The organism is Olleya sp. AS48 (assembly GCF_038900355.1).
GTDB lineage: Bacteria > Bacteroidota > Bacteroidia > Flavobacteriales > Flavobacteriaceae > Olleya.
In genome coordinates this window covers 26,161-40,958 of the sequence record NZ_JBBMRD010000013.1, presented here as the reverse complement: position 1 = coordinate 40,958, position 14,798 = coordinate 26,161, and the positions used below count along the sequence as shown (strand labels likewise).

At 32.8% G+C, this 14,798-nt stretch carries 10 protein-coding genes; 8 read left to right on the top strand and 2 right to left on the bottom strand.

All coding sequences use genetic code 11. The features are described from left to right. Positions 1 to 45 precede the first annotated feature (45 nt). The 8 genes from WNY60_RS14170 to WNY60_RS14135 all read left to right on the top strand — a co-directional run bounded on the left by WNY60_RS14170 (position 46) and on the right by WNY60_RS14135 (position 11,597). The gene (locus WNY60_RS14170; protein WP_342862781.1) at positions 46 to 2,856 is read left to right on the top strand and encodes a glycosyl hydrolase; all 2,811 of its coding nucleotides are present in this window, start codon (positions 46 to 48) and stop codon (positions 2,854 to 2,856) included. A 55-nt stretch (positions 2,857 to 2,911) separates the two neighbouring features. Then, positions 2,912 to 4,606 (top strand): alpha/beta hydrolase-fold protein, encoded by a 1,695-nt coding sequence (locus WNY60_RS14165; protein ID WP_342862780.1) that lies wholly within the window; start codon positions 2,912 to 2,914, stop codon positions 4,604 to 4,606. A gap of 107 nt (positions 4,607 to 4,713) precedes the next feature. Then, positions 4,714 to 5,388, top strand: coding sequence for a succinate dehydrogenase cytochrome b subunit (locus WNY60_RS14160; RefSeq protein ID WP_028282324.1), 675 nt, complete (start codon positions 4,714 to 4,716; stop codon positions 5,386 to 5,388). Between the two features lie 15 nt (positions 5,389 to 5,403). Further along, positions 5,404 to 7,401 carry a fumarate reductase/succinate dehydrogenase flavoprotein subunit gene (locus WNY60_RS14155; RefSeq protein ID WP_342862778.1) on the top strand — a complete coding sequence of 666 codons (1,998 nt, stop codon included), beginning with the start codon at positions 5,404 to 5,406 and terminating at the stop codon, positions 7,399 to 7,401. A gap of 9 nt (positions 7,402 to 7,410) precedes the next feature. Continuing rightward, complete coding sequence (locus WNY60_RS14150) at positions 7,411 to 8,157, top strand: succinate dehydrogenase/fumarate reductase iron-sulfur subunit (RefSeq protein WP_028282322.1); 747 nt, start codon at positions 7,411 to 7,413, stop codon at positions 8,155 to 8,157. A 97-nt stretch (positions 8,158 to 8,254) separates the two neighbouring features. Continuing rightward, positions 8,255 to 9,223, top strand: a complete 969-nt coding sequence (locus WNY60_RS14145; protein ID WP_342862776.1) for a M28 family peptidase — start codon at positions 8,255 to 8,257, stop codon at positions 9,221 to 9,223. A gap of 5 nt (positions 9,224 to 9,228) precedes the next feature. Then, a complete protein-coding gene (locus WNY60_RS14140) occupies positions 9,229 to 10,998 on the top strand; it encodes a DNA mismatch repair protein MutS (RefSeq protein WP_342862774.1) in 1,770 nt (589 codons plus the stop codon). Between the two features lie 26 nt (positions 10,999 to 11,024). Continuing rightward, positions 11,025 to 11,597, top strand: a complete 573-nt coding sequence (locus WNY60_RS14135; RefSeq protein WP_342862772.1) for a hypothetical protein — start codon at positions 11,025 to 11,027, stop codon at positions 11,595 to 11,597. 82 nt (positions 11,598 to 11,679) lie between these two features. Here the strand turns inward: WNY60_RS14135 and WNY60_RS14130 are convergent, their stop codons facing one another. Both WNY60_RS14130 and WNY60_RS14125 read right to left on the bottom strand, forming a co-directional pair. Then, complete coding sequence (locus WNY60_RS14130) at positions 11,680 to 13,770, bottom strand: S46 family peptidase (RefSeq protein WP_342862771.1); 2,091 nt, start codon at positions 13,768 to 13,770, stop codon at positions 11,680 to 11,682. Positions 13,771 to 13,849: 79 nt separating this feature from the next. Beyond that, positions 13,850 to 14,746, bottom strand: a complete 897-nt coding sequence (locus tag WNY60_RS14125; protein WP_342862769.1) for a thioredoxin family protein — start codon at positions 14,744 to 14,746, stop codon at positions 13,850 to 13,852. Positions 14,747 to 14,798: the final 52 nt, after the last annotated feature.

Here is a 14,798-nt window from a genome sequence, read left to right as displayed (position 1 = left end):
TAATTTTACTTTTATCTGTATCTTCAAAACTTATAATAAACAACCATGATTTATAGACTTTTTTTATTTTTATTTGTCGTTACTTCTGTAAGTGCACAACAAACTAAGTTGGCAGATAAAGCCCAATTACAATCAAACTCAATAGTTAAAAATGTAGCGTTTCAAAACATTGGACCAACCGTTATGAGTGGTCGTGTTGTAGATTTGGATGTAAACCCAGAAAACCCATCAGAGTTTTATGTTGGATATGCTTCTGGAGGTGTTTGGCAAACCATAAATAATGGGACAACTTTTGAGCCTGTTTTAGATAATTCTCAAACCCAAAATGTAGGTGATATTGCTGTACATTGGCCAACCAGAACTATTTGGGTTGGTACAGGAGAGAATAACGCGTCTAGATCGTCTTATGCAGGAGTTGGTATGTTAAAGTCTACGGATAATGGTCAAACTTGGCAACATGTTGGATTGCCCAATTCTCAACATATTGGACGTATATTGATTAATCCTAATAATGTTAATGAAGTTACTGTTGGTGTCACAGGTGCTTTATATTCTAAATCTGAAGATAGAGGTGTTTATAAAACCACAGATGGTGGCCTTAATTGGACTAAAACATTATACGTGGATGATGTCAGCGGAATTATTGATATGCAACATGTACCTGGAGATTATAACACCATGTTTGCTACTGCATGGACAAAAGATAGAAAGGCTTGGAATTTTGATGGAAGCGGAAACAACTCGGCAATTTATAAAAGTATAGATGCTGGAGATACTTGGGATAAAATATCTACAAAAAACAGTGGTTTTCCAGTAGGTAATGGTGTTGGACGTATTGGATTGGCTATTTACGATAATGATATTATTTACGCAATACATGATAGTCAATTTAGACGACCGTCAAGCGGAAATAACGCAGTGAGACGAGGTTTGCAAAAAGATGATTTTAAAACAATGAGCATGTCTGAATTTTTAAATTTAGACGATAAAAAACTGAATGGGTTTTTAAAAATGAATGGTTTTCAGGAAAAATACAGAGCAGAAAACGTGAAGCAAATGGTACGTAGCGGAAACGTAAAGCCAATTGATTTAGCTCATTATTTAGAAGATGCAAATTCAATGCTATTTGATACACCAGTAATTGGAGCTGAAGTTTATAAAAGTACAGATGGTGGACAAACGTGGTCTAAAACACACAACGATTATTTAGACGATTTATATTATAGTTATGGGTATTATTTTGGACATGTATATGTGTCTCCTGCAAATCAAAATGACATTTACGTTTACGGAGTGCCAATTTTAAAATCTAAAGATGGAGGTAAAACGTTTACTTCTATAAGTGCAGAAAATGTGCATGCAGACCACCATGCGCTTTGGATTAATCCTAAAAACCCAAATCATTTAATTAATGGTAATGATGGAGGTGTTAATATTACTTATGATGATGGTGCTAATTGGATAAAAAATAATTCGCCATCTGTAGGACAGTTTTACGCTATAAATGTAGATAATCAAAAACCATATCGCGTTTATGGTGGCTTACAAGACAATGGTGTTTGGGTTGGTGCAAATAATGCACCTGAAGATAAAAGTTGGCATCAAAATGGAGAATATCCATGGAAAAGTATAATGGGTGGAGATGGAATGCAAATCCAGATTGATAATCGTAATCCAGATATTGTGTATACAGGTTACCAATTTGGTAATTATTACAGACTAAACCGTGCGTCTGGCGAGCAGACTTACATCCAGCCAAAACATGAGCTTGGCGAAAAACCGTATCGTTTTAATTGGCAAACACCAATTCATTTGTCGGATCACAATCAAGATATTTTGTACTTAGGTGGTAATAAATTAATGCGATCTTTAGATCAAGGTAATACTTGGAAGGCTATTAGTGATGACTTAACACAAGGTGGAAAATCAGGGAATGTGGCTTACGGTACCTTAACTACGATTAGTGAGTCTCCTTTTGAATTTGGTTTATTATACGTTGGAAGTGATGATGGATTAATTCATGTGTCAAAAAATCAAGGAGCAACTTGGAGTAATGTTTCAGGTAATTTGCCTAATAATTTATGGGTAACACGCGTAGTGGCTTCAATGCATAAAAAGGAACGCGTTTACTCAACATTAAATGGTTACCGATTTGACGATTTTTCTACCTATGTTTACATGAGTGACGATTATGGTCAAACTTGGAAGTCTATAAGCACTAATATTCCAACAGCTCCAGTAAATGTAATTGTAGAAGATCCTGTTAAGGAAAATATACTGTACTTAGGAACCGATAATGGAGCATATGTTAGTTTTAATAATGGAGACCAATGGGAAGCGTTTTCTAAAAATTTACCAGCTGTAGCTGTGCATGATATAAAAACGCAAAAAGAAAGTAATGATTTGTTATTAGGTACGCATGGTCGTGGTATCTATAAAACTAATCTTTCTGCGTTACAAAAGTATGATTCTAGTATGGCTTTAAGTAGTAAAATGACCATTTTTGATTTAGAGTCTATTCGATATTATTCTCGTTGGGGAAATTCATGGAGCAAATGGATGCAACCCTATGAGCCTAGTACGACTATCCAATTGTATAGTACTATTTCTGGTAAGAAGGAGGTTGAAATCCTTACAGAAAGCGGTAAGCAAATACAATCATTTTACGTGAATTTAGATAAAGGATTTAATTTTATTGATTACGATTTAACGATTCATGAAAAAGGTAGAAAAGTAATCTTAAAAGAAAACACTGCTATCGACATTAATAAAGCTAAAAATGACAAATATTATATTGTAAAAGGAAATTATATAATAAAAATTGATAGTGTCGAAAAAGCTTTTGAAGTCGAATAATACCAAAACTGTAACATTTTATTAAATGAAGTCTCTTTTATAGTAAATCGTCCATATGAAACAGGCAGCATTAACTATAGTAATTATTTGTTTAAGTTTAAGTAGTTGCAAAAAAAGCATTGCAATAAAAAAAGAGTCCTACAGTGTTTTAATTGATAAGGCAATGCAATTGTCTAAGGATGAAGATTCTTTAAAATTAAAGGAAGCACTTGTTACTTATCAAAATGCGTTTAATAAATTTCCAGATAGTATAGACGATTATTCTAAGTACAATGTAAGTGTAATTGCTAGTCGTTTAAAAATGAATGATGTTGCTTTTAAGTACTTGCAACCATTGGCAGAATTAATAGAGGATGACGAAGGTTATCCAGGTTGGGATTATATTTTAGGAGACTATGCAACAGAGGACTATTCAAATTTATTTAATGATAAACGATGGTCTAGTTTAAAGCAAGCTGCAATATTAAATCAAACGCAGTTTTTTGATAATTTGTCATCAGATGAAGCTGAGTTTTTTAGCACTAAAAAAGGCGCTTCAATTGATAGTCTAAGTGCAGAGCGACTTTATAATTACATTAAAAGTCAAAACAATTTTTTGCCTAAAAAAAAGAAAGATTATTCTATTTCATTTCAAATAAATGATACGTCTAGCACGTCTTATTTTGTGCATCTACCCAAAACGTATAATCCAAACAATCAATATCCAATGTTGGTTTTTTTACATGGAGCAATACGCTACACCACATTATCGGATTATGAGACAAAAAGTAATTTAAAATACGCTAATACAAAATATACCAAGCGTGCAGACGCTAATGATGTTGTTTTAGTGTTTCCAAAAGCTGATAAAAATTTTAATTGGATGATTGGAGACGAAGGCTTTTTTATGGTTCCAGAAATTATTAAGCAAATAAAGTCAGCAATTAATATTGATGATGATAAAGTATTTGTCTCTGGTCACTCTAATGGAGCAACTGGCTCGTTTTCATACTTAATGAAGCAACCAACACAATTTGCTGGTTTTTATGGTTTTAATACACATCCAAAAGTCTATACTGGCGGAACGTTTATAGAAAATGTAAAAGCTAGAAGTTTTATTAATTTTTCTACAGATCAAGATTACTATTATCCGCCAAATGCAAATGATAGCTTAAATAGCATTATGTCTAAAATTAAGGCGGATTATAAAGATTACAGATATAATGGCTTTCCGCATTGGTTTCCTGATTTTGATGAGGCAGAACCTGCTTATGATATATTGTTTGAAGATCTTATTAAGCGAAAAAGAAATCCTTTTTCAAAAACATTGCAATGGGAGTTTGACGATAATGCACATGGCACTATTGATTGGTTAAATATTATTAAATTAGATACTATTAAAACGACTAAAGTGTCGCAAAAACCAACTAATTTTAAAATTACAAAATGGCTAAAATTAGATGATAATGATAATGCTATAGTGATTGATGTTAATCAAAATGCATTTGATTTTCCTAGACAGTCCGCAAAGATTACTGCTAAATTTACTGATAATGTATTTGATATAAATACAGAAAAGGTTGGTTCGTTCACTATTTATATTTCACCAGAAATGGTAGATTTATCTAAACCAATAAAAGTAATAGTAAACAATGTTTTAGTTTTTGAAAAAATCATAGATTATGATGACGCATTTATGATTGACCAGTGGAATGCCAACATGGACAGATCCCAACTATGGGTTAATAATATAAATATTACCTTACATTAAAGCTTTGTTACTTAAACCCATTCTAAATAGTACAAAAAAGTTTTAAAATTTGTTAGTATATCGCTTGTGGCTTATCTTTGTATAACAAATAATTAACTTCAATTATAATGAGCGGAATTTTAAATTCTTCAATAGGGAGAAAGTTTGCTATGGCACTTTCAGCACTCTTTCTAATGATTTTTATTTTACAACATTTTGCAATTAATATTCTTTCTGTATTTAGTCCAGATGCTTTTAATGAAGCGTCTCACTTTATGGGAACGTTTTGGGCAGTACAATATTTACTGCAGCCAGTATTAATTCTTGGTGTAATATTCCATTTTGTAATGGGATTTGTTTTAGAAATCAGAAACAACAAAGCAAGAGCAATTAGCTATGCTAAAAACAATGGAGCTGCAAATTCTTCTTGGATGAGCAGAAACATGATTTGGAGTGGAGGTTTTATACTTGTATTCTTAATTATCCACTTCATCGATTTCTGGATTCCAGAAATTAACACCAAATATATCGTTGGTGACATGTCTGGTACACTACCAAGTGGCGAGTTTAGATACCACGAAGAGTTAGTACACAAGTTTAAAGATTTATGGCGTGTAGCGCTATACTGTGTAGGGTTTGTATTTTTATCATTACACCTTCTACACGGTTTTAATTCTGCTTTCCAATCAATTGGAGCAAATAACAAATACACAAAGGGATTAAAAGGATTTAGTAAAATTTATGCAATTGGTGTGCCAGTAGGTTTCATCTTCATTGCTGTTTACCACTTTTTAAACCACTAAAAAATAAGAGATATTATGGCTTTAGATTCAAAAATACCTCAAGGTCCAATTGCAGACAAATGGACTAACTATAAAAATCATATCGACTTAGTAAATCCAGCTAACAAGCGTAACATAGATGTTATTGTTGTTGGTACAGGATTAGCTGGTGGATCTGCTGCTGCTACTTTAGCAGAACTAGGATATAACGTAAAAGCATTTTGCTTTCAGGATTCTCCTAGACGTGCACATTCAATTGCAGCACAAGGAGGAATTAATGCAGCAAAAAATTACCAAGGTGATGGTGACTCAACTTATAGATTGTTTTACGATACTGTAAAAGGTGGAGATTACCGTTCTAGAGAAGCTAACGTGTATCGTTTAGCAGAGGTTTCAGCAAATATTATCGACCAATGTGTTGCACAAGGTGTTCCTTTTGCACGTGAGTATGGTGGATTATTAGACAACCGTTCATTTGGTGGTGTATTAGTATCACGTACGTTTTACGCTGCAGGACAAACAGGACAACAATTATTATTAGGAGCTTACTCTGCTATGAACCGTCAAATTGGTCGTGGTAAAATCAAAATGTACAACCGTCATGAAATGTTAGACGTTGTTAAAGTTGATGGTAAAGCTCGTGGAATTATAACACGTAACTTAATTACTGGAGAAATTGAAAGACATTCAGCACACGCTGTGGTTCTTGGAACAGGTGGTTATGGTAATGTTTTCTTCTTATCTACAAACGCGATGGGAAGTAATGTAACAGCAGCATGGAAAGCACACAAACGTGGTGCCTTTTTCGCAAACCCTTGTTACACACAAATTCACCCAACATGTATTCCGGTTTCTGGAGATCATCAGTCTAAATTAACATTGATGTCTGAGTCTTTACGTAACGATGGACGTATTTGGGTACCAAAACATATGAAAGATGTTGAGGCTATTAAAGCAGGAACATTAAAACCTGTACAATTAGCTGAAGAAGATAGAGATTACTATCTAGAGCGTCGTTATCCTGCATTCGGAAACTTAGTGCCTCGTGATGTTGCCTCTCGTGCTGCAAAAGAGCGTTGTGATGCTGGTTTTGGTGTAAATGCAACAGGTGAAGCTGTATTCTTAGATTTTGCTTCGGCAATTCAACGTTACGGTAAAGAAGCTGCTCACGTTAAAGGTTTAGACGAAAATGATGCTGCACTTGTTAAAAAATTAGGACAAGAAGTAATCAAAAATAAATACGGAAACTTATTCCAAATGTATGAGAAGATCGTAGATCAAGATCCATACAATACACCAATGATGATTTATCCAGCAGTACACTATACAATGGGTGGTGTTTGGGTTGATTATAACTTAATGACAACTGTTCCTGGATTATATGCAATTGGAGAAGCAAACTTCTCTGATCATGGTGCTAACCGTTTAGGTGCATCTGCGTTAATGCAAGGTCTTGCAGATGGATATTTTGTATTACCTTATACTATTGGAGATTATTTATCGGATGATATTAGAACAGGTCCAATATCTACAGATACTAAAGAGTTTGCTGAAGCTGAAGCTGAAGTAAGAAAAAACATTGACCATTTAATAAACAATAATGGTACACACTCCGTTGATTATTTCCATAAGCGTTTAGGTAAAATCATGTGGAATAAATGTGGAATGGCAAGAAACGCAGAAGATTTAAAATCTGCAATTACTGAAATTTCTGAACTTAGAGCAGAATTCTGGAGGGACGTTCGTGTGCCAGGAACACAAAATGAGTTTAACGAAGAGCTTGCTAAAGCAGGTCGTGTAGCAGATTTCTTAGAATTAGGAGAGCTATTTGCAAAAGATGCTTTACAACGTGAAGAGTCTGCAGGTGGTCACTTTAGAGAAGAGTACCAAACAGCAGAAGGTGAAGCGATGCGTCGTAAAGAGTTTCAATACGTATCAGCTTGGGAATACAAAGGAGAACCAAAAGATGCTATACTTCATAAAGAAGAATTAGCATACGAGAATATTGAAGTAAAAGAAAGAAGTTATAAATAAAGAAAAGCTATGAATTTAACGTTAAAAATTTGGCGTCAAGCAAACGCTAACGATAAGGGGAAAATGGTTGATTACCCAATCAGCAATATATCTCCAGATATGTCTTTTCTAGAAATGTTAGACGTTTTAAATAACGAGTTAATAGAAAAAGGAGAGGCTCCTGTATCTTTTGATCACGATTGTCGTGAAGGGATTTGCGGTTCATGCTCATTATATATTAATGGTGAAGCACATGGTCCTGACCGTTTAATCACAACGTGTCAGTTACATATGCGTACGTTTAAAGATGGTGAGACTATTACTATTGAACCATGGAGAGCTAGTGCTTTTCCTGTAATTAAAGATTTAGTAGTAGACAGAACAGCATTTGACCGTATACAACATGCAGGTGGATTTATTTCGGTAAACACATCTGGAAACACGATCGATGCTAACGCGATACCAGTTAACAAACAAGATGCAGATGACGCTTTTTCAGCAGCAACTTGTATTGGTTGTGGTGCCTGTGTAGCGTCTTGTAAAAACTCTTCTGCAATGTTATTTGTTGGTGCTAAAGTATCACAATTTGCATTATTACCTCAAGGTAAAGTTGAGGCTACAGAGCGTGTTTTAAACATGGTTAAACAAATGGATGAAGAAGGTTTTGGTAACTGTACTAACACTGGAGCATGTGAGGTAGAATGTCCTAAAGGAATTTCTTTAGAGAATATTGCACGTATGAATCGTGAGTACTTATCTGCTGCCTTAAAAGGATAATATTTTCTGCGAAAGCACAAATAATAATACACAAAAGCCCAAGCCAAATGCTTGGGTTTTTTTATTAGATTTACCTCTTAGAATTAACTATAGATTTATGAAAAAAATAAATATATTATACATAGCAATTATTGGTTTAACAATAGTAGGATGCAAAACACAAAACACGTCTAAACAAAACGAAGACGCTGTAAACACCTCAGAAACTGTTACAAGTACTGCGTCAGATATCGATTATTATTTTGACACCAACGCCTTAATTGAAAATATTAAAACGTTATCATCAGATGTATATGAAGGTAGACGCACAGGTACAAAAGGTGCAGCTTTAGCCAAGGATTACATCATTCAAAAATTTGAAAAACTAGGTGTAGACCCTTTAGGAAGTAATTTCCAACAGCCTTTTACTTTTGAAGCAGGTAAAACATACAATGCTACAAATATTTTAGGAGTTATTAAAGGTTCCACACATACATCAAAGTATATTGTATTATCTGCACATTACGATCATGAAGGTGTAAAAAATGGTCAAATATATAATGGAGCAGATGATGATGCATCAGGAATTAGTGCGTTGTTCGCTTTCGCGGAATATTTTGCCAAATACCCACCAAAATATAATGTTATTTTAGCAGCTTTTGATGCTGAGGAGTTAGGTTTAAAAGGTGCTTACCACTTTGTTAATGACAATGTTATTCAGCAAAAAAAAATTGTTTTAAATTTAAACATGGATATGATTAGCAGAAGTGATAACAATCAGCTATTTGCTGTGGGATCAAGATATTATCCTCAATTAAAGCCAGTTTTAGAAAACTTTAGTGATATAGGTAAAGTAGATCTTTTAATTGGTCAAGAAGGTTTAGGTGATGGAGATAATTGGACTTATTCTAGTGATCACGCAGCGTTTCATAAAGCTAAAATCCCGTTTATTTATTTTGGTGTTGCAGATCATAAAGACTACCATAAACCGTCAGACGATTTTGAAAATATTGATCAACAATTTTTTAAGGATGCAGTACAAACAATTATAACCGTATTTACCGCATTTGATAGTTTAGAATTTTAAAAAAAATGGCAAACCATTTGGAGTATTATAAAAGCAATATAGATAACTATACTAAGGATGTATCAAAGCTTTACAAGCAACTTACAACATTAAGTATAGCAAGACTTTTAGTGTTTATAGCAACAGGAGTTAGTGTTTACTTTGCTTTTGGAAACTGGCAAATTTTGATTGGGATTGTTGTTATAGGTGTTATTGGTTTTATTTATTTGTTAAATAAGTACACCGATTTAAAACATACATACGAACTAAAAAAAGTTCTAGTCACTATTAATACTGAAGAATTACAGTTTGCAAAAGGTGATTTTTTTGATAAAAGTGAAGGTTTACAATTTCAGGATGCTAATCATAATTATGCTTTAGATATTGATTTATTTGGTAGAGGAAGCTTTTTTCAATTTATAAATAGAACAACCAATAGTGAAGGGTCTAAAACTTTAGCAAATTGCTTAAAAGCAAATAATATAGACGCTATTGTATCAAGACAGGATGCTATTAAGGACTTAGCTAATAAGTCTGATTGGAGACAAGTATTTCAGGCTAATGCTAGCTTAATTAAAGTTGATACTAAAGCTAGTACTATTTTAAGTTTTTTAAAAACGCATAAGTCGTTTATACCAAAATATTTTAAGGTGGTTCCGTTAATTATTAGCGCACTTTCACTAATAATAATCGGTTTAGCTGTAGCACAAATTATTCCTGCTGCAATAATAGGATATTGGTTATTTGTTGGCTTATTTATTACTGGTCGCTATGTTAAAAAAACAAACGTCTTATCCGCAAATACGGATAGGATGCGAGACACGTTTAGACAATATGCATCATTATTAAGTGCTATTGAAAACGAATCGTTTACCTCTAATTTATTATTAGCAAAACAAGCTAAAATTAAATTAGAAGACAAAAAAGCATCCCAAATATTACATGAATTGTCTAAAGCAATGGACGCTTTGGATAATAGAAACAACTTGATTTCGGCAATTTTTGGTAATGGTTATTTTTTAACAGATTTAAAAAACGCCTATCGTATTGAACAATGGTTGGAAAATTACAAAGACAAAGTTGAAGATTGGTTTGAGGTTGTTGCGTTTTTTGATGCTTATAACAGTTTAGGAAACTATGCTTTTAATCATCAACAGTACATCTATCCTCAAATTGTGGATAAACAAAGTGACACAAAAGTAACGCAACTAGGACATCCTTTATTAAAAACAGAAAAAAGAGTTGATAATGATTTTGAAATAAAAAATCAGCAGTTTTTTATTATTACAGGAGCAAATATGGCAGGTAAAAGTACATTTTTACGTACTGTATCTTTACATATTGTTATGGCTAATGTTGGTTTACCGGTTTGTGCAGCATCATCAGTTTACAGTCCTGTAAAGTTAATTACAAGCATGCGTACAAGCGATAGTTTAACAGATGATAGTAGTTACTTTTTTTCAGAATTAACACGTTTAAAGTATATTGTAGATGCTATTAAGCAGGATAATTACTTTATAATTTTAGACGAAATCCTTAAAGGAACAAATAGCACAGATAAAGCTATTGGGTCACGTAAATTTGTCGAAAAACTAGTAGCAAGTCATGCAACTGGCATTATTGCTACGCATGATTTAAGCTTATGCGAAATAGAAAAGCATTTAAAAGAAGTAAAAAACTACTACTTTGATGCGCAAATTATTAATGACGAATTGTATTTTGATTACACCTTTAAAAAAGGAATTTGTCAAAATATGAATGCTAGTTTTCTGCTTAAAAAAATGGAGATTGTTTAAAGCTTAATTTGTAAAATAAAGAAACTATGAAAATCAAATACTTACTTTATTTTGGATTATTAGTAATGCTAGGATGTGGTTCAAGCAACACAGTTACAAAAACATCTAAGCGCACAACCTATTATAAATGTTTAGATACTATTGAAGCTAAAGCTAAAATGAAATTCTACAGTATGACTATTCCTGATAGTTGGTGTACTTATGCAGGGTCTCATGATGTTGTATCTCATGCTCCTAATAACTTAAAAGACTTGAGAGAAAATGAATTTAAAAACGGGATATATGTTATGTCTCCAAATTCAGAGTCATTTAAAAGTAAAAACATTGAAGAGGCATTAGAGCGTCATTTTTTAAGTGTTAAAAATGCTTCGTTTTTAACGCCAAAGGTTAAGTCACAAGTGCATTCAATTTATGGAAAATATTATATTGTTACATCAAAAAGTATTACAGATGGTTTCAAAGTAATTAGATTATCAACTTTATTTAATCATAACAATAAAGATTATTTAATCTATTATTCAGTTCTTGAAAAAGATGTTGATAGTTATATTGAAGACGCTATGTCAATTATTGAGACCTTTAAAATTATAGAGCAATAAACCATTAAGGATTTTACAAGCATAAAAAAAGCCTGTCAATGTATACGTTACACGACAGGCTTTTTTATAATTATTTAGCACACTATTTTTTCTTAGGATGTACTAATTTCATTTCGTCAATTAAATGTGTTGCTCCAGCATATTTGTCTACTATAAAAAGGACGTAGCGTAAGTCAACCATAATGTTTCGGCAGATTTCAGGATCATAATTCATATCACTCATTGTACCTTCCCAAACACGATCAAAGTTAAGACCTACTAGGTTTCCGTAAGCATCAATTGCTGGACTACCAGAGTTTCCTCCTGTAGTGTGGTTAGTTCCTAAAAAGCAAACTGGTACTTTTCCGTTGCTATCTGCATATTGACCGTAATCTTTGTTTTTATGTAGCTCTAATAATTTTTCTGGTACATCAAACTCGTAATCACCTGGTACATATTTTTCTACAACACCATCTAGGTAACTTACTGGATTATAATACACAGCATCTCTTGGAGAATATCCTCTAACCTGACCATAAGTAACACGTAAAGTACTATTGGCATCCGGAAAGTAGCGTGCATTTGGTAAAGCTTCCATTAAAGCTGTCATGTACTTAGTTTGTAAAGCGGTTATAGGTTGGTTTTTTTCTTGGTAGGCTTTGTCAATAGTATTGTAAAACTCAGTAATCATTGGTTTTGCGTATTGATAAGCAGCATCTTTATTCAATTTTTTTAACACCTCTTTGGCGTTACCTTCTAATAGCTTTAAAGCTTGGTCTAAATTAGTAAAGGCTGTTTTATCATAAATTGAAGCATCAACATTTTTATTGTAAAAAGGCATTACATTTTTAAAGACACCTTTGTCTACATCTGCATCATAATTTTTATGAATACCTTGTAAAGTACCAATAAGACGCGCTTTTGCTTTTTCAAAATTCTCTGGGTCAGCTTTTATAGCTTCTTCCATTTGATAAACTCTAAAGGTCATTTGCATTAACTCGTTGGTAACCAAAAAGACTTCAACAAAATTTCTGCGTTTAATATTAATTGGACCAAAATCTTTGTAAAGGTTATCAAACTCAGGAAGGATGTTTCCAAATTTATCTTCTAGATTTTTTTCTTTTAAAGCTTTAGTAAAAGTAGCTTCAAAAGCACGTCTTTTTGCAACAGCATCACTTTTTTGGATTCCTAAATTTTCTCCAATCCATTTTTTCCATGCGTTTGCAATACGTGCTTGTTTAGATGCGTATTTAATACGTACAGCATCGCTTTCTTTCATTTTAGCGTCAATGACTTTTAAAGCAGCTTCACGAATAGCAATATTTGTAGGGTTAAATTCTTCTGTAATGTGTTGTATTGCTACAGCAGGAAGATACTCGCTAGTTGTACCAGGAAAACCAAATACCATTGTAAAGTCACCTTCTTCAACGCCATCTAAAGAGACAGGTAAAAAATGCTTTGGCTTGTATGGTTTGTTGTCTTTACTGTATTTTGCAGGTCTGTTGTTAGCGTCTGCATAAATCCTAAACATTGAAAAATCTCCTGTATGTCTAGGAAAAACCCAATTGTCTGTATCGCTTCCAAATTTACCAATGCTTGTTGGAGGAGCACCAACTAATCTGATGTCTTCAAAACGCTCTGTAACAAACAGGAAGTATTGGTTTCCTTCGTAAAATGATTTTACTTTAGTGTCTTGCCAAGCTTCTTTAGTAACCGTTTTTTGGTAAGTATTACTATTTCTATCTATTAATGATTGTTTTTCTTTTTCAGTCATACTGTCTGTAATTCCAGCCAGTACTTGTGATGTTACATCTTCAATTCTAACAATAAACTCGATGTATAAACCTTCATTTGGCAATTCTTCGTCCAAAGACATTGCCCAAAAACCATCTTTTAAATAATCGTTTTCCAAAGACGAATGTGATTGTATTTGACCAAAACCACAGTGATGGTTGGTTAAAATTAAACCTTTGTCGCTAATAACTTCGCTGGTACAACCACCATTAAAATGTCCTATGGCATCTTTTAAGCTAGAGTTGTTTACGTCGTAAATATCTTTAGCAGTAAGTTTACTACCAAGATTGGTCATTTCGGTCTCATTCATACCTTCTAATAACGAAGGAATCCACATACCACCTTGTTGTGCGGACACTTGGATGGTAATAAACAGTAAAAGGAATTTTAAAAATTTCATGTTTTTTTGATTTTATATGCCATCAAAGATAAAAAACCAACAAATAATAAATTGTTAAAATAGATTTAATAGTCAGCATTTATTGCTTGTTTGCTTGATTGATTTTTTGAATCATTTCCAAAGCATTTTTATCCTCTGGCTGCAACGCTAATACTTTGTTGTAATTAATTAAGGCTTCAGTATAATTATTGGTAATAAAAAAAGCTTCGCCTAAACTATCATACACGTTTGGTTTATACGGAAAAATTAAAGTATTTAATTTAAAAGTATATAACGCTTTATCAAATGCTTTTGCACGCAAATACACGTAGCCTAAAGTATTTAACTCACGACTACCTTTAACAAACTCTGATAGTTGAGCGACTAATTTTGTTTGCTCTGTATTTAGTTGCTCTATTGTTTTAGTAGATAGTAAATATTGGATATAATCTGCAGCAATGTAATTAAAACTATAAGATTGGTTAGTTACAATTTTTTCAATATCACGTTCTAGGGTTTCAATTGGATGCTCTACAATGCGGTTAATTTCTTTACCATCTTTATAAAAAATAAAAGTAGGCACACGATGGATGTCATATCCTTTTTCTTCTCCATTTGGTCCTTGTTTGTAGTGCTCTTTTTGATTGTCTAAAGCGACAACTTCTAGATTATCTAGATTATAATTTGCTGTTTCTAATACTTTATAGAAACGCGGAACTTCTTTTTTGCTATCACCACACCACGTACCTAAAAATACTTTGATAGTATAATCTTTTAACGATTCAGAGAAAGTTTCTACCAATTTATCATTAACAATATAATGGTCATGATTTGTATCAAACCACGCTTTGTAAGTGTCTTTTTGGAGTCCTTCTTTGTTAATTACACCTAATAATTTGGGTTTTCCGTCAGGATTAATAACCTCTTGGTTTAGGGTTTGTGCATATGCAGTTGCATAACTAATAATAAAAATAAAAAGAGTAACTAATGATTTCATAATCTATTGGTTTTTTGATTTACTCAAACCTATTTATTATATTTTTTAATAA